Below are 18,428 nucleotides of genomic sequence, written 5' to 3' on the forward strand. Positions count from 1 at the left end.
TCCCTGAGCCGGTGCCGCGTTGCTGCCCGCGACGGTCCCACGGATCGGGTCCGCGCCGCTGCTCGCGCCCCCCCGGGAGTCATGCGCGTCGCTGCCGGTGCCCGCTCCCCGGACCGGGCGGCCCGCGCCGATGCTCGCGACGCCCCCCAGGCCGTCTCGGGTTCCGCTTGCCCCCTGGCGGGTGCTCTGCCGCCCGTCCAGTCGGTGAGACAGGTGTCATTGGGGGTGACGGTCATGTCGACCCCTGTCATCATGTGCCGGTGCATACGTCTGACAGCGCCCGCGGCAACCGCGGCAAGGGCACCGGACTCGGCCTGGCACTCGCCTCCGCCGTCGCCTTCGGCGGTTCCGGGGTCGCGGCCAAACCGCTGATCGAGGCCGGACTCGATCCGCTCCACGTGGTCTGGCTGCGGGTGGCCGGCGCGGCCCTGGTGATGCTGCCGCTCGCCGTGCGGCACCGCTCACTGCCGCGCCGCCGTCCGGCACTGGTCGCCGGGTACGGGCTGCTCGCCGTGGCCGGTGTGCAGGCCTGCTACTTCGCCGCCATCTCCCGCATCCCCGTCGGCGTCGCGCTGCTCGTCGAGTACCTGGCCCCCGCCCTGGTCCTCGGCTGGGTGCGGTTCGTGCAGCGACGGCCGGTCACACGGGCCGCCGCGCTCGGCGTGGTCCTGGCGGTCGGCGGGCTCGCCTGCGTGGTCGAGGTCTGGTCGGGACTGGGCTTCGACGCCCTCGGACTGCTGCTCGCGCTCGGCGCCGCCTGCTGCCAGGTCGGCTACTTCGTCCTGTCCGACCAGGGCAGCGACGCCGGCGACGAGGCGCCCGACCCGCTCGGCGTCATCGCCTACGGCCTGCTCGTCGGGGCCGCGGTGCTCACTTTCGTCGCCCGGCCCTGGTCGATGGACTGGTCCGTCCTCGCCGGCACCGCCTCCATGGACGGCACCTCCGTCGCCGCGGCCCTGCTGCTGGCCTGGATCGTGCTCATCGCCACGGTGCTCGCCTACGTCACCGGAATCGTCGCCGTGCGTCGGCTGTCGCCGCAGGTCGCCGGGGTCGTGGCCTGCCTCGAAGCGGTCATCGCGACCGTCCTGGCCTGGGTGCTGCTCGGCGAGCACCTCTCCGCCCCGCAGATCGTCGGCGGCGTCGTGGTGCTGGCCGGTGCCCTCATCGCCCAGTCCTCGACCCCCTCGAAGGGCTCGGCGGCCCCGGTGGCCGGCGGGGGACCCGAGCGGGAGTTGTCGCGCCGCGGAACGGCGACATAGGCTGCCGATCATGCATTCCGACGCACTCGTCCTCCCGCCTCCGGCCGCCTGAGGCGGGCCCCTGTGACGAGCCCGGCGCACGGTCGCCGGGCCGGACGGTGCTGCCCGCGGACGAGAGTCCCCGCGCCCCGGTGATTCCGGGCCGCCTCGAACTTCCGCGCCTCGTGCGCGTCTGCGGAGAGAACTCGTGTCGAATGCCGTCTCCGGCCTGCCCGTCGGGCGTGGCCTCCTCTATCTGATCGTCGCCGGTGTCGCCTGGGGCACCGCCGGTGCCGCCGCCTCGCTGGTCTACCGCGCCAGTGACATGGGCCCCGTCGCCCTGTCGTTCTGGCGCTGCGCGGTGGGGCTCGTCCTGCTCCTCGCCGCCCGTCCGCTGCGCCCGCGGGTGCGCCCGGCCGTCCGTGAACCCTTCCGGCGCAAGGCGTTGCGGGCCGTCGTCACCGGGCTCGGACTCGCTGTGTTCCAGACCGCCTACTTCGCCGCCGTGCAGTCCACCGGGCTCGCCGTGGCCACGGTCGTCACCCTCGGCGCGGGGCCCGTGCTGATCGCCCTCGGTGCGCGCCTGGCCCTCGGTGAACACCTGGGGCTCGGCGGCGCCGCGGCCGTCGTCGGCGCCCTCGCCGGGCTCGCGGTGCTCGTCCTCGGCGGCGGGAGTGCGACCGTACGACTGCCGGGCGTGCTCCTCGCCCTGCTGTCCGCCGCCGGATACTCGGTGATGACGCTGCTCACCCGCCGCTGGGGGAGGGACGGCGGGGCGGACGCCGCCAGTACGTCCGTCGGGGCGTTCGCCGTCACGAGCCTGTGCCTGCTGCCGCTCGCCCTGGCCGAGGGCCTGGTGCCGCACACCGCCGAACCGGTCCGGCTCCTGTGGCTCCTCGCCTACGTCGCGGCCGTCCCGACCGCCCTCGCCTACGGGCTCTACTTCGCCGGCGCGGCCGTCGTGCGGTCCGCGACCGTCTCGGTGATCATGCTCCTCGAACCGGTCAGCGCGGCGGCGCTCGCCGTCCTGCTGCTCGGCGAGCACCTCACGGCGGCGACCCTGGCCGGCACCCTGCTGATGCTCGGCTCGGTCGCCGGTCTCGCGGTGGCGGAGACCCGGGCGGCGCGGGAGGCACGGCAGTCGCGGACGCGACCGACGCCGGCCTGACGGCGGGCCGGTGAGGGACCCCGCGCCCACCGCGGGCGCGGGGTCAGCGGGCCGGCAGATAGTCCGGCAGCGCGGTGGCGGGGTCCAGGGCCGGGTCGGCGACCGGGGCCTCGTACCCCTTGCGCAACGGGACGAGGCCGGCCCAGTGCGGGAGGGCGAGGTCCTCCGGTTCGTCGTTCACCCCGCCGGTGCGGAGCTTGGCGGAGACCTCGTTCAGGTCGAGGCGGATCACGGCGGTGGCGGCCAGCTCCTTCTTGCTGGCCGGGCGGGAGTCGCGGGAGCGGCCCGGGACGACGTGGTCGACCAGGGCGTCCAGGGCCGTGCGCCGCTCCTCGGGGTCCGTCACCTCGTACGCCGTGCCGTGCACCACCACCGACCGGTAGTTGATCGAGTGGTGGAAGGCCGAGCGGGCCAGCACCAGCGCGTCCACGTGCGTCACCGTCAGGCACACCGGCAGCCCCGGGTCCGCCGCACCCGTCATCCGCAGTGGGCGCGAGCCCGTCGAGCCGTGCACGTAGAGCCGCTCGCCCACCCGTCCGTACAGGGTCGGCAGGACCACCGGGGCGCCGTCGCGGACGAAGCCGAGATGGCAGACGTAGCCCTCGTCGAGTATCGAGTGCACCAGCTCCTTGTCGTACCCGGCCCGCTCGGGGGCGCGGGTGGGGACAGTGCGGTCGGTGGGCGGGTAGGTGCCGGTGGGCCGCGACGGCGTCCCCGTGGTCCCCTGCATGGCGTTCTCCATTGCACTAGTGCATAATTGGCTTTGTGCTAGGAGAATATCGGATCACAGGGCGCGGCGCAGCGGAGATTTCCGCGAGCGTCGAGCGCGCGGTGGGGTCGGGAGAGCTGGAGCCGGGGCAACCCCTGCCGCCGATGCGGGAGTTGGCGCAGCGGCTGGGCGTGAATCCGAACACGGTCGCCGCCGCCTACCGCACCTTGCGCGAGCGCGGGGTCATCGAGACGGCCGGGCGACGGGGCAGCCGGGTGCGCGCGAAGCCGGCCACCACCGGACGGGACTTCGTGCGCGTCGACGTGCCCGAGGGCGTGCGCGACGTCTCCGACGGCAACCCGGACCCGGCGCTGCTGCCCGCGCTCGGCCCGGTGTTCGCCGCGGCGGCGGAGCAGGGCGACCGCGAACCGGTGCTGTACGGGCACGAGCCCGTCGATCCGGAGCTGGCCCGCGTCGCCCGGACCGAACTGGACGCCGACGGAGTGCCGGACGGGCCCGTGGCGGTGACGTCCGGCTCGCTGGACGCGATGGAGCGGGTTCTCGCCGCCCATCTCAAGCCCGGGGACGCCGTCGCCGTCGAGGACCCGGGCTGGGGCAGCCTCCTCGACCTGGTACCCGCGCTCGGGCTGCGCACGGTTCCCTTCGGCGTCGACGACCGGGGACCGTTGCCCGAGGACGTACGCCGGGTCCTCGCGGCCGGCGCCCGCGCCCTGGTGGTCACGGACCGCGCGCACAACCCGACGGGCGCGGCGGTGGACGCGGCACGCGCGCGTGCCCTGCGGTCCGTGCTGCGCGAGCACCCCGGGACCCTGCTCATCGAGGACGACCACGGCCACGGCATCGTCGACCTGCCGCTGCACCCCCTCGCCGGTACGACCAGCGGCTGGGCCTTCGTCCGCTCCGCCGCCAAGGCCTGCGGCCCCGACCTGCGGCTCGCCGTGCTCACCGGCGACCCCGTCACCCTTGACCGGGTCCGGGGGCGGCAGCGGCTCGGCCCCGGCTGGGTCAGCCGCATCACCCAGCGAGCCGTCGCCCGGCTGTGGACGGACGGCGCGGTGGACGCCCGCGCGGTCGCGGGAGTGTACGGGCGACGCCGGGACGCGCTCCTCGGCGCCCTCGCGGAACAGGGGGTCACCGGGTACGGGCGCAGCGGCATGAACGTGTGGATCCCGGTGCCGGACGAGACCGGCGCCGTCGCCCGGCTGCTGCACGCCGGCTGGGCGGTGGCCCCCGGCGCCCGCTTCCGGCTGAGCGCCCCGCCCGGCATCAGGATCACCGTCTCGACGCTGGGGGAGGACGACTTCGGGCCGTTGGCGGCGGCGGTCGCGGCGGCGGTGGGGCCGGGGTCGGGGCCGCCGCGGAGCTACGTCTGAGCGGCCCCGACCCTCAGACCCGCGTCCCCTGCCGTGCCGGCGCGGAGTCCCGAGGCGCGGGTGCGGGTGCGGGCGCTGCCTTGCCCCGGTCGGTCCTGGGCCGGGACTGGGTCAGTGCCGCGCCGGCGAGGACGATCGCCGCGCCGACCGGGGTCGACCAGGACAGCGACTCGCCGAGGAGCACGACGCCCGCGGCCGTGGCGATGACCGGGGTGAAGTAGGTGACCATCTGGGCCGTCGTCGGGCCGACCTCGGCGACCAGGTCGTACTGGATGAGGAAGGCGACGCCGGTGCCGAGCACACCGAGGGCAGCCACCGCCAGCAGCGGGAGCACCGGGAAGCTGCTCGGCACCGAGGTGAACAGCGGTGTCACGACGGCCAGTTGCACCGTGGCCAGACCCAGCTGGGCGCCGGTCAGCGAGAGGTGGGAGTGGCTGGAGCCGGCCAGGGTGCGGCGGACGTAGATCCAGCCGACGGGGTAGCTGAGGGAGGCCAGCAGGGCCAGCGCCGTGCCCGTGACGTCGAGGCCGTGGAAGCCCTGCCAGACGCCCAGCACCGTCAGGACGCCGAGGAAGCCGATGCCGAGACCGGCCACCCGGCGGCGCGTCGGCCGGTCCTCGGACAGCGCGACCAGCGACAGGGCCATGCCCCACAGCGGTGAGGTCGCGTTGCAGATGCCCGCGAGCGACGACGGGATCGTCAGCTCGGAGAAGGCGAACAGGGAGAACGGCAGCGCGTTGAGCAGGAACCCGGCGACCGCCAGATGCACCCACGTCCACGCCCCGCGCGGAAGCCGCTCCCGCTTCACCGCCATCGCCGCCGCGACCACCGCCGTACCGAACGCCAGCCGCCCGAGCGTCACCTGGAACGGGGCGAAACTCTCGGTGCCCACCTTCATGAAGAGGAAGCTGAAGCCCCACACGAGGGAGAGGAGCCCGAAGCGCAGCCGCCAGTCGACGACGCGGCGGGGCGTGGAGGGGACGGCGGCGGAGGAGGCGGAGGCCGGGACGCTGCTGCTCATGCAGCCAACGATGAGTCAACCGTCCTCGTAGCACAATCGAGATTTCGCACCGAATATCTCGTAGTATCGCTTACATGTTGAACCTGGAGCGCCTGCGGACCCTCGACGCCCTGGCCCGGCACGGTTCGGTCAGCGGCGCCGCCGCCGGCCTGCACATCACCACCTCGGCCGTCTCCCAGCAGATGGCCAAGCTGGAGCGCGAAGCCGGTCAGCGGCTCCTCGCCAAGAACGGGCGCGGCGTTCGCCTCACGGACGCCGGCCGGCTGCTGGCCGAGCACGCGGCCCGCATCCTCTCCCAGGTCGAGCTGGCCCAGGCGGACCTGGAGGCGCAGCGCGGGCAGGTGGCGGGCGAGCTGCGGCTGTCGGCGTTCCCCACGGCCGCCCGCGGACTCTTCCCCGCAGCGCTGGCCACCCTGCGCGCCGAGCACCCCGCGCTGCGCCTGCGCTCCTCGGAACTGGAGCCGGAGCGCGGCATCAGCGGCGTGGTGCGCGGGGACCTGGACCTCGCCGTCGTGCTCGACTGGTACAACAAGCCGATCCCGCTGCCCGACGGCCTGGTCAAGGCGCCCCTCCTCGACGACCCCGCCGACGTCGCCATGCCGGTGGGCCACCGGCTCGCGGGCCGGGACGAGGTGGACCTCGCCGAGTTCGCCGAGGACGAGTGGATCACGTGGGGCGAGGGCGAGTTCTGCCACGAGTGGCTGATGTTCACGCTGCGCTCGAAGGGCATCGAGCCGATCGTCGGTCACCGCGCCGCCGAGACCCACACCCAGCTCGGGCTGGTCGCCGCGGGGCTCGGCGTGTGCATCGCCCCGCTGCTCGGCCGCCACCCGATGCCCGCGGAGGTCGTCACCGTGCCGCTGAAGCAGCGGGTGCGCCGGCACGTGTACGTCGTCTGGCGCGCCGACGCCGACCGCCGCCCGTCGATCCGGGCGGCGGTGGACGCGCTGCGGGCGACGGCGCGGGAGGTCGGACAGGCGGCGTAGCCGGACCCCGCACCTCCGGGCGGGTGCGCCTACGGAGACGCCAGCTTGCGGAAGTCCCAGGAGACGACCTTCTCCGGCGTCAGCCGCAGCCAGGCGTGCCGGCCGTCGTGCGGCATCTCCTGCAGGCCGAAGTTCTTGCGGGCGAACAGCGTCTCGGGGAAGTCGAGTTCCGCGCACAGCTCGCCGGTGCGCGGCGCCTCGCCCACGAACTCCGCCCGGCCGGACAGCTCCACGCCCCGCAACTCGTCGTACTCCTCGCCGGTGTCGACGACGATCGCCACCCGCGGATCGCGCCGCAGGTCCGTCCAGCGCCGGCTGCGCACCACCGAGTACAGCCACATCGACGAGCCGTCCCAGACGAACCAGAGCGTGCTCACGTGCGGGGCCCCGCCGGCCGAGACGGTGGCGACCCGGCAGGTGCGCTGGGTGGTGAGGAACGCCTCCAGCTCGCCGGGCGTCATCATGATCCGGCGCCCCCGGCGCTGCGTCACGGTCATCCGGCCAGCCGGATCGAGTCCCCGCTGACCGTGATCTGTACGGCGGGCAGCGGCTTGGGCGCGGGACCGCCCTGCACACTGCCGTCGGTGATCGAGAAGTTGCTGTTGTGGCAGGGGCAGTTGATGACCCCGTCGGACACGCTCTTCACGGCGCAGCCCTGATGGGTGCAGGTGGCGGAGAACGCCTTGAACTCGCCCGCCGCGGGCTGGGTGACCACCACCTTCTGGTCGGGGAACACCTTCCCGCCGCCCTCGGGGATGTCGGCGGTCGCCGCGAGCGCCGGCCCCGCCCCCGCGTTCTCGCCGCCGCCCGAACCGCCGCTGCCCGCCTCCTGGGAGGCGGAACCGGAGGGGGCGGTGCCCGTGTCGCTCGAAGCGTCGTCGTCCGAGCCCGAGCAGGCGGCCAGCACGGCGGTGAGCCCCGCCGCTCCGGCCGCCGCCACGACGGTACGACGGGCCGGTCCCGCTGCGGGATGAAACGGTGCGCTGGTCATGCTGGGGTTCCCTTCCGGGGTGGGGGCGTGATGATCTGCCGAGAGGTACGGCCCCGTGGCACGTGCTGTTCAGACCGTGCCGAGATGCTGTCGCGCCGGCGGTCTGACGGGCGTAAAACACGGCTGTCGATTCGCTGTCGGCCGCGCACCCGCCGGGCACCGGCCACGTACCGGCCACGCACCGCGCACCCGCGTCACGCCGGTAGCCTGGGGCGATGCTCAAGGAAGTCATCGCGACCCGCTACATCACGCCGTTGCGTGAGGGCGGCTCGCTGCCGGGACTCGTCGAGGGGGACGACCTCGGGACCTACGTCCTGAAGTTCACCGGCGCGGGACAGGGCCGCAAGACGCTCGTCGCCGAGGTGGTCTGCGGCGAACTCGCCCGCCGGCTGGGCTTCCGGGTGCCACGGCTGGTGACGGTCGACGTCGATCCGGTGCTCGGTCTCGGCGAACCCGACCCGCAGGTGCAGGAACTGCTCAAGTCGAGCGGCGGCACCAACCTCGGCATGGAGTTCCTCTCCGGGGCGCTCGGGTTCGACCCGCTCGCCTTCGAGGTGAGCGCCGAGGAGGCCGGCCGGATCGTCTGGTTCGACGCACTGGTCAACAACGTCGACCGTTCCTGGCGCAACCCCAACCTGCTGCGCCTGCACGGCGAGACATGGCTGATCGACCACGGCGCCACCATGATCTGGCACCACAACTGGCCCGGCGCCGAGGCCTCCGCCGCCCGCCCCTACGACGCCGCCGACCACGCCCTCGCCCGCTTCGCGCCGGACGTCCGCTCGGCCGCCGCCGCGCTCGCACCGCTGGTCACCGAGGAACTCCTCGCCGAGGTCACCGCCGAGATCCCGGACGTCTGGCTGCGTGACGAACCCGGCTTCGCCACCCCCGACGACCTGCGCAGGGCCTACGCCGCGCCACTGCTCGCGCGGGCCGCCACGATCCACGAACGCGTCAAGTGAGCCAAGGGGGAGCGGTGAGCGACCGCCACGTCTTCGAGTACGCGCTGCTGCGCGTCGTGCCCCGCGTCGAACGCGGGGAGTGCGTCAACGCCGGCGTACTCGTCTACTGCCGGGCCAGGTCCTACGTCGGTGCCCGCACCCACCTCGACGAGGGCCGGCTGCGGGCCCTGGACCCGCGGGCGGACCTGCCCGGGGTGCGGGCGGCGCTGCGTGCCGTGGAGGGGGTGTGCGCCGGAGGGGACGCGGCGGGACAGGCGGCCGGGGACGATCCCGGCCGCCGGTTCCGCTGGCTGATCGCGCCCCGCTCGACCATCGTCCAGCCGGGCCCCGTCCACACCGGCCTCACCACCGACCCGGCCGCCGAGACGGAACGGCTCCTCGACCTGCTGGTGCGGTAGGCCGCGGCGCCGACGAGCACCGGGTCCCTCCCGCGGACCGGCCCGCCGGACGGTCAGGCGCGCCGACGGCGCCGGACCACCCAGCCCGTCGCGAGCGCGGCGGCGGTCACGAAGCTCAGGCCGATGCCGATGTCCCAGTCGCTGGGACCGGTGCCCGAGGCGCCGCCCAGGCCGCCCTGGGTGCCGAGCGTCGGCGTCACGGCGGGGGAGGCCACGGGCGCGGGCGTGGTGACGACCGGGGCCGGCGTCGTGGGGGCCGGACGCGGCAGCGAGGTGGCGGAGATCGTCGGGAGCTGGTCCCCGCGCGGATGCGCGGCACCGCCGCCCGCGCCGCCGTCACCGTCCCGGATCTCACGGATGCCGCCCTGGTCGAACGAGCCCAAGCCAGTGGAGTGTGACGTCCCGGGCCGGTTCTGGTCCTGGTTCTGGTCGGTGCGGCCCTCGTCGAGTCGGCCGTCTCCCGGCCGACCGGGATCGAGGCCGCCTCCGTCGGGGCCGTTCCCTTCCGGCCGGACCTGGCCCGATCCGCCTCCCTCGGGCAGACCCCCGTCCAGCCGCCCGTCGTCGACTCCGCCCCCGTCGAGTCGGCCGTCGTCGAACGTGCCGTCGTCGAGCGTGCCTTCGTCCCACGACGCATCGCCGGACGGGTCTTCGTACAGCGCGTCCGGGCACAGCGGGTCCGGGTTGCCCGGATCCTCGTTCAGCCCGATCGGTACCGCTTCCTGGTAGGTGGAGCTCCGGCAGTCCTGTTCCAGGCTCGAGTAGAGGTCCTGGGCGGGTGCGGGGTCGGCCAGCGGCACGATCGCGGCGATCGCGACGGCTATGCCTGCTGCACCGGTACGACGGCGCATGGACGCCTCCTTTCCGGCCACGAGTGGCTCGCGCTTCGACGCTAGGGGCCCGGCGGTCCGGCGGCCCGCAGCGCTGGGCCGATCGGGCGACCGGGGGCGGCCGGCACGCCGGGGAGGGCGGGTAATGGATCACACCGGCCCGGTGTCCCGTTGACACCGGGTGCCAGGGCTTCTAGCGTCACGTCTGCGGAAGGTACTAAGCGGTCGCTCACCCGAGGGCGCACGCTCCGCACGGGCCGCATCCCCAGGACGAGGAGAAGCAGCGAATGTCCACCACTGAGCAGCGGGTCGCCGTAGTCACCGGAGCCGCGCGCGGCATCGGTGCCGCCACCGCCGTACGACTGGCCGCCGAGGGCCGTGCCGTCGCCGTCATCGACCTCGACGAGGCCGCCTGCAAGGACACCGTGGAGAAGATCACCGCGGCGGGCGGCAGGGCCATCGCGGTCGGCTGCGACGTCTCCGACGAGGCGCAGGTCGAGGCGGCCGTCGCGCGGATCGCCGAGGAGCTGGGCGCGCCGACGATCCTCGTCAACAACGCGGGCGTGCTGCGCGACAACCTGCTGTTCAAGATGAGCGTCTCCGACTGGGACACCGTCATGAACGTGCACCTGCGCGGTGCCTTCCTGATGTCGAAGGCCTGCCAGAAGCACATGGTGGACGCCAAGTTCGGCCGCATCGTCAACCTGTCCTCCTCCTCCGCGCTCGGCAACCGCGGCCAGGTCAACTACTCCGCCGCCAAGGCCGGTCTCCAGGGCTTCACCAAGACCCTCGCCAAGGAGCTGGGCAAGTTCGGCGTCACCGCCAACGCCGTCGCCCCCGGCTTCATCGCCACCGAGATGACCAAGGCCACCGCCGACCGCGTCGGCATGGGCTTCGACGACTTCAAGGCCGCCGCCGCCACCCAGATCCCGGTCGCGCGCGTCGGTGAGCCCGACGACATCGCCAACGCCATCGCCTTCTTCACCGGCGAGGCCGCCGGCTTCGTCTCCGGCCAGGTGCTGTATGTGGCCGGCGGGCCGCTCGACTAGGGCGCGCGGAGACTAGGGAACACTGGGATTAGGGACCACTGACATGACTGAACTCCCCGCCCTCTCCGGCAAGGTCGCGCTCGTCACGGGCGCCAGCCGCGGCATCGGCTACGGCGTCGCCGAGGCCCTCGTCGCACGCGGCGACCGGGTCTGCATCACCGGCCGCAACGAGGACGCCCTGAAGGAGGCCGTCGAGAAGCTCGGCGCCGACCGGGTCATCGGCGTCGCCGGCAAGGCGCACGACGAGGCCCACCAGGCCGTCGCCGTCGAGCGCGTGATGGAGGCCTTCGGGCGCGTCGACTTCCTGGTCAACAACGCCGGCACCAACCCGGTGTTCGGGCCGATCGCCGACCTCGACCTGAACGTGGCGCGCAAGGTCTTCGAGACCAACGTGATCTCGGCGCTCGGCTTCGCCCAGCGCACCTGGCACGCCTGGCAGAAGGACAACGGCGGCGCGATCGTCAACATCGCCTCGGTCGCGGGCCTTTCGCCCTCGCCCTTCATCGCCGCGTACGGCGTGAGCAAGGCCGCGCTGATCAACCTGACCGCCCAGCTGGCGCACGAGTTCGCGCCCGGGGTGCGGGTCAACGCGATCGCCCCGGCGGTCGTGAAGACCAAGTTCGCCGCAGCCCTGTACGAGGGCCGCGAGGAGGAGGCCGCCTCGGGCTACCCGCTGGGCCGGCTCGGCGTGCCCTCCGACATCGGCGGCGCCGCGGCGTTCCTCACCTCGGAGCAGTCCGCCTGGGTCACCGGTCAGACGCTCGTCGTCGACGGCGGCATCTTCCTGAACGCCGGCGTGGCCTGATCTCGCCCACGAGGACTCTCAAGATCGATCCCGGACACGGGCGCCGTCGACGAGAACGGTGCCCGTGTCCGCGTATCGGAACCCGGTGCACGATGACAACGTAGTCATCGCCAAATGATCAAAACCCCTGTTCAGAAGGGGGTTCAGGGGACATGGTGCTGCGGTATGGTCTGCCGACCCTTGGTACGGCGGATCGAGGAGCGTGCGCGTGTTCAACCGGAAGCGGGGCCTGCGGAGGGTCGCGGTCATCGTGTCCATATCGTCACTGGTCACCGGGTGCGGCATCCTGTCGTCCGACAGTTCGGAGGACGAGGAGCCGATCGTGGTGGGGACGACCAGTGCCCCCAGCACCCTCGATCCGGCCGCTTCGTGGGACGGCTCCTGGGAGCTGTTCCGGAATATCTACCAGACGCTGCTCAGTTACCCCAGTGGTGCCACCGCACCCCAGCCCGACGCCGCCGAGCAGTGCGCGTTCACCGACACCACGAACCAGGTGTACCGCTGCGAGCTGCGCGAGGGCCTGACCTTCTCCAACGGCGACGCCCTCGACGCCCAGGCCGTCAAGTACTCGATCGACCGCATCAAGGACATCAACGTCAACGGTGGTCCGGCCGGTCTGCTCGGCAGCCTCGAACGCGTCCAGGCGCCCAGTGAGCGCGAGGTGGTCTTCCACCTCAACAAGCCCGACGCCACCTTCCCGTTCGTGCTCGCCACGCCCGCCATGTCGATCGTCGACCCCGACGACTACCCCGCGGACGCCCTGCGCGAGGGCGGCAGTGTCGTGGGCTCGGGCCCGTACACGCTCCAGTCGTACGAGGACGGTGGACGCGCCGAACTCGTGCGCAACGACCGCTACAAGGGCTTCGCCGAACGGCACAACAAGGCGGTGACCATCCGCTACTTCAAGGACTCCGCCGGCATGGTGAAGGCCCTGCGCGACGGCGACATCCAGGTGACCTACCGGGGCCTCGCCGCCGACGACGTGATCACGCTCCAGGGCAAGGCGGGCAAGGAGGAGAACCTCCAGCTGGTCGAGGGCAGCGGTACGGAGATCAGCTACCTCGTCTTCAACCCCGAGGACCCGTGGGCGGGGCGCAAGGAAGTGCGCCAGGCCGTCGCCCAGGTGATCGACCGGGCGGCGATCGCGCACAAGATCTACCAGGACACCGTCGATCCGCTGTACTCGATGGTCCCCAAGGGCCTCACCGGTCACACCACGGGCTTCTTCGACGACTACGGCGACCCCAGCGTCCCCAAGGCCCGCGAGCTGCTCGAGGACGCCGGCATCACCGACCCCGTCCCGCTGACCCTCTGGTACACCACCGACCGCTACGGCTCCGAGACGGCCAAGGAGTTCAAGGAGATCAAGCGGCAGCTGGACGCCTCGGGCCTGTTCGAGGTCACCCTCAAGAGCCGCCCCTGGAAGACGTACGTCGCCGGCTACCAGAAGGGCGAGTACCCGGTGTTCGGACGCGGCTGGTCCCCGGACTTCCCCGACGCCGAGAACTTCATCGCCCCCTTCGTCGGCGAGCAGAACGCGCTCGGCACGCCCTACCTCACCCCGGAGATCACCGGCGAACTGCTGCCGCGCTCCCGCCGCGAGAGCGACCGCGGCAACGTGGAGCGGGACTTCGAGCGGGCGCAGCAGATCATGGTGAACGACGCGCGGCTGCTCCCGCTGTGGCAGGGCAAGCAGTACGTCGCCGCCAGCACGGACATCTCGGGTGCGGAGCAGGCCCTGGACCCGTCGACGATCATGATGATGTGGCAGCTCCACCGGAAGACGAGCTGGTAGCCGCCACCGGGGCGGGCAGCCGCTCCGTGGCACCGCCGAAGGCGAGGTACAGGGTTCGCGCGGCGAGCAGCCACTCGCCGTCGACCTTGCGGAAGGTGTCCTCGTAATGACCGACGTTGGCGGGGAGCCGCGGCGCGACCATCCCCTCGACGTGTCCGTCGACACGGTAGGTCGTCAGGTAGGACGTCGCGGTCGCCGTCGTCGCGGAGTCCACGGTGACGAGGATGTTCGTCATCAGACGGCGCGACAGCCGGTCCGCCGGCCGGGAACCGAAGTACGTCCGCAGCGCTTCCCGGCCCTCGACCCGGCGGTCGCCGCGAGGCCACTCCCACACCCCGTCCACCGTGAACAGGTCGGCCGCCGACCCGGGGTCACCGAGATCGAGACGGTGGACCAGGTCCACGATCAGACGTTCGCAGGCCCGCTCCGCGAGCAGGCGTTCCGTGGGAGTCATCGCTTCAGCGGTCATTCCCACTTCCTACCAGCCCCGCTCCGCCGCGGGACAACGCTTTTCCGGGTGCCTGCCGGCGGTCGCGTTGTCAGTGGGCGCCGGTAGGTTCTACGGGACTGGAAGCCACCGCACAGCGTAAGGAAGTTGACGTGACCGACATCGCCATGCTGCCCGAGTCCTGGCGCGAGGTGCTGGGCGGCGAACTGCAAGAGCCCTACTTCAAGGAGCTGATGGAGTTCGTCGAGGAGGAGCGGGCGAACGGCCCCGTCTACCCGCCGCGCGAGGAGGTCTTCGCCGCGCTGGAGGCCACCCCCTTCGACCGGGTGAAGGTGCTGGTCCTCGGCCAGGACCCGTACCACGGCGAGGGCCAGGGGCACGGGCTGTGCTTCTCGGTGCGGCCCGGCGTGAAGGTCCCGCCGTCCCTGCGGAACATCTACAAGGAGATGCACGCGGAGCTGGACACCCCGATCCCGGACAACGGCTATCTGATGCCGTGGGCGAAGCAGGGCGTCCTGCTGCTCAACGCGGTGCTCACGGTCCGTGCCGGTGAGGCGAACTCGCACAAGGCACGCGGCTGGGAGCTGTTCACCGACGCGGTGATCCGCGCGGTGGCGGGCCGGACCGACCCGGCGGTCTTCGTGCTGTGGGGCAACTACGCGCAGAAGAAGCTGCCGCTGATCGACGAGTCGCGGCACGCCGTGGTCAAGGGCGCCCACCCGTCGCCGCTGTCCGCGAAGAAGTTCTTCGGTTCCCGGCCGTTCACGCAGATCAACGAGGCGGTCGCCGCGCAGGGCCACGAGCCGATCGACTGGACCATCCCGAACCTGGGCTGACCCCGGCCGCCCGGGCCGGCCGGCAGCGGACCGGCCCGGGCGCGTCCGGTGCCGCCTGACCGGGAATGCGGGCGCGTGCGGTTAGCGTCGTCGGGACAGCCGACACGGGCACGGAGGACGCGGTGGCGAAGGGACAGGAGCAGGCGGCGCCGGACGCCGTGCCGACGCGGATCGGCCAGGTGGTCATGCTGCATCACGCGGGGGACCGCGAGGAGGCCCGGCACCGCTTCCTCGCCCTGTGGGCGGAGATCGGCGAGCACGGCGACCCCCTGCACCGCTGCACGCTGGCCCACTACCTCGCCGACACCCAGGACGACCCGGCCGAGGAGCTGGCCTGGGACCTGAGGGCGCTGTCGGCAGCCGAAGAGCTGACGGAGGACCGGTTCGCCGACCGGCACGAGGCCACGTCCGCCGCCCGCGCCCTGTACCCCTCGCTCCACCTGAACCTGGCCGCGGACTACGACCGGCTCGGTCACCGCGAGGCGGCCCGTCTGCACCTGCGGCGCGCCCGCACCGCCGCCGAGTCCCTCGCCCCCGGCCGCTACGGAGCGGGCGTCCGCGCCTCGATCGACCGGCTGGAGCTGCGCCTCGACGGGCGTGACGGGACCGAGGGATGGGGGCGGCCGCCGCGCCCGCGGCCGTGACCGCCGGCCCGGTGGGCGCCGGCCGGCCTCAGCGGCCGTAGGCCTGCTCGCAGATGCGGGCCTCGGGGCTGCCCGGCCGCCAGCCGCCGTACTGCTTGCCGAGGGAGCACACGTCCGCCTTTCCGCCGGCGCCGGCGTCGGACCTGCCGGGCAGGTCGGGCACCCGGGGCCGGGGCGCCGCGGGGGCGCGGGTGGGCCCGGGTGCCGCAGGGCGGGCGGCGGGGGCACGGGTGGCCGGCGGATCGTGCGGCGCGGACCGGTGCGCCGGCGGCGGCGTGCGGCGCGGCTCCCCGGTGGCTCGCTCGGGGCCGGGGGAGGGGGCGATCATCTCCAGCGCCTCCCGGGCCGGCGCCTGGACGACCCGTGGCTCGGCCGGGCCCTCCGGGCGGGGCGCGGACGAGCGGGCGCCGGCCCCGGAGGGGTCGTCCACGGCCGGGCCCCTGACCGTCGTACAGCCGGTCAGGGCCGAGACAGCCACGGTCAGCAGAAGCGTTGCGGTGGTCGTCGTTCGATGCACCCGCGCCACTCTGCTGCTTCGGGCCGCTCAACCGGAGCCGGACAAGCGGAGGTTGCCCCACACGGGTGATCTCCGGCCCCGTACGGATGCCCGTGCGCGACGGGAGGTGACGTCAGTCTCCCGTGGCTCCGTCCAGGCGCTCGCGGATCAGGTCCGCGTGCCCGTTGTGACGCGCGTACTCCTCGATGATGTGGGTGTGGATCCAGCGCAGGGTGTAGCGCTCACCGGTGCGCAGGTGCCTGCCCCGGGTCGGCTCGCCCAGGGGGACGCCGGCCGCGTTGCGCCGGGCCGCCTCGATCTCCGCCTGCCAGGTGGCGTACGCCTCGGCGAACGTGTCCGCCTCGGTGAGCCGGAACTCGCCCTCCGGGTCCTCGTCGGAGTAGTAGATCGGGCCGGCGTCCTCGGCCGCCAGCACCCTGCGGTACCAGCTGCGCTCCACCTCCGCCATGTGCCGGACCAGTCCCATCAGGGACAGCGTCGACGGTGCCACGGCGGCCGTCCTCAACTGCTCGTCGGTCAGCCCCTCGCACTTCCAGGCCAGGGTCTGGCGGTGATACTCGACCCAGCCCTCCAGCATGGCGCGTTCGTCGGCGTCTACAGGGGGTTCACGGCGTTCGGTCGTCATGGCGGCATCCTCGCCCAGACCGGCCCGTCCCACCAGGGAATTTCAGCCCCGGGAGGGACCCTCGCGCAGGCCGCGACGCCGGTCGCCCAGCATGCCGTCCAGAAGCTCCCGCAGTCCCGACCGCACGTCCTGGAGGCTCGGCACCTCGGCGTGGAAGGTCCCGGCCACGCAGCTGAACATCAGGCCGTCCGCCCAGGCGACCAGGGAGAGCACGTGCCGGGCCGGGTCGGCCGAGCCCATCGCCGTGACGAGGGCGCCCAGTTGCTCGCGGAAGCGGGCGCCCGCCGCGTCGAAGTGCGCCCGCAGTTCCGGGCGGCGCGTGGCCTCCAGGGCCAGTTCGTAGCGGGCCAGCGTCAGCGCGCGGTTGCGGGTCAGGGCGCGGTGGGTCGCCAGTGCCAGCGCGTCGACCAGGGCGTCGAGGCCGGCGCGCGGATCCGGCATCTCGTGCAGGGCCAGCACCCGCGCCTCCCGGTCGGCCAGGCGGCGCACCGCCAGTTCCAGCAGTGCCTGCCGGGTCCGCGCGACATTGGACGTGGAGCCCTGCGGGAGCCCGGCCAGCCCGTCGACCGCCCGGTGCGTGAGCCCGCGCATGCCGCGCTCGGCGAGCAGTGCCAGAGCGGCGTCGGCGACCAGGTCGGCGCGGGAGGCGCCGGACGCGGACCCGGAGGGCCCCGAGGATGCGGCAGGAGCGGACATGGAGATCAATCTACCGGCCTCACTACGGCTGTAGTACAGTCGGCAGCAGCTGTTACTACAGATGTAGTGAGTTCCGCGCCGAGCACGGCGCAGGGCAGAGCGTCGAGGAGAGTCATGACAAGGACGAGGACGGCCGTCGTGATCGGCGGCGGCATCGGCGGCCTGACCGCGGCGGCCGCCCTGCACCAGAGCGGCCTGCGGGTCACCGTGCTGGAGCGCGCCCCCTCGCTCCGGCCGGTCGGCGCGGCCATCTCGCTGTCGCCCAACGCCCTGCGCGCCCTGGACGTGATCGGCCTCGGCGACGAGATCCGCGACCTCGCCGCCTGGCAGGGCGACGGCGGACTGCGCACCCCCGGCGGGCGCTGGCTCTCCCGGTCCAGTGCCGAGGCCGCCGAGGCGCGCTTCGGCGGTCCGCTGGTGCTGCTGCACCGCTCCACCCTCGCCGACCGCCTGTCGGCACTGCTGCCGCCGGACGCCGTCCGCACCGGCGCAGACGCGCAGCTCGCCGACCCGGGCGACGACGACCGCCCGGCCAGGGTGCGCACGCCTGACGGCGAGCTGGCGGCCGACCTGGTCGTCGGGGCCGACGGCATCCACTCCGCCGTACGCCGCACGCTGTTCCCGCGCCACCCCGGCACGGTCTACTCGGGCTTCACCACCTGGCGGATCGTGATCCCGGTCCCCGGCGTCGAGTTCGCCTCCCACGAGACCTGGGGAAGGGGCCGCATCTGGGGCACGCACCCGCTCAAGGACGGCCGGGTCTACGCCTACGCCGCCGCCGTCACCCCGGCCGGCGGCCACGCGGCCGACGAGCGGGCCGAGCTGCTGCACCGCTACGGCGACTGGCACGACCCCATCCCCGCCGTCCTCGCCGCCGCGCGCCCCGACGACGTGCTGCGCCACGACGTGCACCACATCGCCGAGCCGCTGCCCGCCTACCACCGGGGCCGGGTCGCCCTCCTGGGGGACGCCGCGCACGCCATGCCGCCCAACCTCGGCCAGGGCGGCAACCAGGCCATCGAGGACGCGGTCGTGCTCGCCCACCACCGCCAGGACCTCGCCGCCTACACGGCCGCCCGGCTGCCCCGCACGACCGCGATCGCCCGCCAGGCCGTCAGGGTCGCCCGCCTCAACCTGATGAGCAACCGCGCGGGGATCGCCGTCCGGGACGCCGTGATCGCCACCCTGTCCAAGACCGGCCCCGCCCTGTTCCTGCGCGGCTTCGACGGCATCGCCGACTGGCGGCCCCCGCAGCCCCCGTATGCTTCCCGGCGGACCCACGTCGGCGAGCACAACGAGCGTTAGAGGAGCACATC

General features: G+C 73.5%; 21 protein-coding genes. 12 read left to right on the forward strand and 9 right to left on the reverse strand.

Translation table 11 applies throughout. From position 1 onward, the window contains the following. Positions 1–254: 254 nt before the first annotated feature. Together D1J63_RS31030 and D1J63_RS31035 are read left to right on the forward strand one after the other, a co-directional pair. Positions 255–1,259 carry an EamA family transporter gene (locus D1J63_RS31030; RefSeq protein ID WP_125633380.1) on the forward strand — a complete coding sequence of 335 codons (1,005 nt, stop codon included), beginning with the start codon at positions 255–257 and terminating at the stop codon, positions 1,257–1,259. A 187-nt stretch (positions 1,260–1,446) separates the two neighbouring features. After that, positions 1,447–2,406 (forward strand): EamA family transporter, encoded by a 960-nt coding sequence (locus D1J63_RS31035; RefSeq protein WP_125633382.1) that lies wholly within the window; start codon positions 1,447–1,449, stop codon positions 2,404–2,406. 43 nt (positions 2,407–2,449) lie between these two features. Here D1J63_RS31035 and D1J63_RS31040 read toward each other — a convergent pair whose 3' ends face one another. After that, a complete protein-coding gene (locus D1J63_RS31040) occupies positions 2,450–3,136 on the reverse strand; it encodes a pyridoxamine 5'-phosphate oxidase family protein (protein ID WP_125633384.1) in 687 nt (228 codons plus the stop codon). A 35-nt stretch (positions 3,137–3,171) separates the two neighbouring features. On the opposite strand from D1J63_RS31040, the gene D1J63_RS31045 reads away from it, so the two are divergent. Beyond that, on the forward strand, positions 3,172–4,509 hold the full coding sequence (locus D1J63_RS31045; protein WP_125633386.1) for an aminotransferase class I/II-fold pyridoxal phosphate-dependent enzyme: 1,338 nt from the start codon (positions 3,172–3,174) through the stop codon (positions 4,507–4,509). 13 nt (positions 4,510–4,522) lie between these two features. Here D1J63_RS31045 and D1J63_RS31050 read toward each other — a convergent pair whose 3' ends face one another. Next, entirely contained in the window at positions 4,523–5,530 is a 1,008-nt protein-coding gene (locus D1J63_RS31050; protein ID WP_125633388.1) for a DMT family transporter, read from the reverse strand. Between the two features lie 74 nt (positions 5,531–5,604). Between D1J63_RS31050 and D1J63_RS31055 the strand changes: the two genes are divergently transcribed. Continuing rightward, positions 5,605–6,516 (forward strand): LysR family transcriptional regulator, encoded by a 912-nt coding sequence (locus D1J63_RS31055; RefSeq protein ID WP_125633390.1) that lies wholly within the window; start codon positions 5,605–5,607, stop codon positions 6,514–6,516. Positions 6,517–6,545: 29 nt separating this feature from the next. Here D1J63_RS31055 and D1J63_RS31060 read toward each other — a convergent pair whose 3' ends face one another. Next, positions 6,546–7,013 (reverse strand): pyridoxamine 5'-phosphate oxidase family protein, encoded by a 468-nt coding sequence (locus tag D1J63_RS31060; RefSeq protein ID WP_164418649.1) that lies wholly within the window; start codon positions 7,011–7,013, stop codon positions 6,546–6,548. Further along, entirely contained in the window at positions 7,010–7,507 is a 498-nt protein-coding gene (locus tag D1J63_RS31065) for a Rieske (2Fe-2S) protein (RefSeq protein ID WP_102930746.1), read from the reverse strand. Before D1J63_RS31065 ends, D1J63_RS31060 begins: the two co-directional genes overlap by 4 nt. A gap of 215 nt (positions 7,508–7,722) precedes the next feature. Here D1J63_RS31065 and D1J63_RS31070 point away from each other — a divergent pair, with 215 nt between their 5' ends. After that, entirely contained in the window at positions 7,723–8,469 is a 747-nt protein-coding gene (locus D1J63_RS31070; protein ID WP_125633392.1) for a HipA family kinase, read from the forward strand. A 14-nt stretch (positions 8,470–8,483) separates the two neighbouring features. Then, entirely contained in the window at positions 8,484–8,867 is a 384-nt protein-coding gene (locus D1J63_RS31075) for a DUF3037 domain-containing protein (RefSeq protein WP_125633394.1), read from the forward strand. Positions 8,868–8,920: 53 nt separating this feature from the next. Here the strand turns inward: D1J63_RS31075 and D1J63_RS31080 are convergent, their stop codons facing one another. After that, the gene (locus D1J63_RS31080) at positions 8,921–9,718 is read right to left on the reverse strand and encodes a hypothetical protein (protein ID WP_125633396.1); all 798 of its coding nucleotides are present in this window, start codon (positions 9,716–9,718) and stop codon (positions 8,921–8,923) included. A 266-nt stretch (positions 9,719–9,984) separates the two neighbouring features. Between D1J63_RS31080 and fabG the strand changes: the two genes are divergently transcribed. From fabG to D1J63_RS31095, 3 genes are all read left to right on the forward strand, one after another. Continuing rightward, positions 9,985–10,746, forward strand: a complete 762-nt coding sequence (gene fabG / locus D1J63_RS31085; RefSeq protein WP_125633398.1) for a 3-oxoacyl-ACP reductase FabG — start codon at positions 9,985–9,987, stop codon at positions 10,744–10,746. Positions 10,747–10,789: 43 nt separating this feature from the next. Beyond that, a complete protein-coding gene (locus D1J63_RS31090) occupies positions 10,790–11,551 on the forward strand; it encodes an SDR family oxidoreductase (RefSeq protein WP_125633400.1) in 762 nt (253 codons plus the stop codon). A 208-nt stretch (positions 11,552–11,759) separates the two neighbouring features. Next, complete coding sequence (locus tag D1J63_RS31095) at positions 11,760–13,346, forward strand: ABC transporter substrate-binding protein (protein ID WP_164713053.1); 1,587 nt, start codon at positions 11,760–11,762, stop codon at positions 13,344–13,346. Here the strand turns inward: D1J63_RS31095 and D1J63_RS31100 are convergent. Then, the gene (locus D1J63_RS31100; protein ID WP_125633404.1) at positions 13,306–13,815 is read right to left on the reverse strand and encodes a nuclear transport factor 2 family protein; all 510 of its coding nucleotides are present in this window, start codon (positions 13,813–13,815) and stop codon (positions 13,306–13,308) included. The genes D1J63_RS31095 and D1J63_RS31100 overlap by 41 nt on opposite strands. Before the next feature lie 131 nt (positions 13,816–13,946). Between D1J63_RS31100 and ung the strand changes: the two genes are divergently transcribed. Further along, a complete protein-coding gene (gene ung, locus D1J63_RS31105) occupies positions 13,947–14,630 on the forward strand; it encodes a uracil-DNA glycosylase (protein WP_125633406.1) in 684 nt (227 codons plus the stop codon). A gap of 122 nt (positions 14,631–14,752) precedes the next feature. Continuing rightward, complete coding sequence (locus tag D1J63_RS31110) at positions 14,753–15,274, forward strand: hypothetical protein (RefSeq protein WP_125633408.1); 522 nt, start codon at positions 14,753–14,755, stop codon at positions 15,272–15,274. A 28-nt stretch (positions 15,275–15,302) separates the two neighbouring features. Here D1J63_RS31110 and D1J63_RS31115 read toward each other — a convergent pair whose 3' ends face one another. The 3 genes from D1J63_RS31115 to D1J63_RS31125 form a co-directional block, all read right to left on the reverse strand. Then, positions 15,303–15,791, reverse strand: coding sequence for a hypothetical protein (locus tag D1J63_RS31115; RefSeq protein WP_315978246.1), 489 nt, complete (start codon positions 15,789–15,791; stop codon positions 15,303–15,305). A gap of 112 nt (positions 15,792–15,903) precedes the next feature. After that, positions 15,904–16,416 (reverse strand): DinB family protein, encoded by a 513-nt coding sequence (locus D1J63_RS31120; protein ID WP_125633412.1) that lies wholly within the window; start codon positions 16,414–16,416, stop codon positions 15,904–15,906. Positions 16,417–16,458: 42 nt separating this feature from the next. Next, positions 16,459–17,112, reverse strand: coding sequence for a TetR/AcrR family transcriptional regulator (locus tag D1J63_RS31125; protein ID WP_125633414.1), 654 nt, complete (start codon positions 17,110–17,112; stop codon positions 16,459–16,461). A 114-nt stretch (positions 17,113–17,226) separates the two neighbouring features. On the opposite strand from D1J63_RS31125, the gene D1J63_RS31130 reads away from it, so the two are divergent. Next, the gene (locus D1J63_RS31130; RefSeq protein ID WP_125633416.1) at positions 17,227–18,417 is read left to right on the forward strand and encodes an FAD-dependent monooxygenase; all 1,191 of its coding nucleotides are present in this window, start codon (positions 17,227–17,229) and stop codon (positions 18,415–18,417) included. Positions 18,418–18,428: the final 11 nt, after the last annotated feature.

This window comes from Streptomyces sp. KPB2 (assembly GCF_003950055.1).
In the GTDB taxonomy this organism is placed as follows: Bacteria; Actinomycetota; Actinomycetes; order Streptomycetales; family Streptomycetaceae; genus Streptomyces; species Streptomyces salinarius.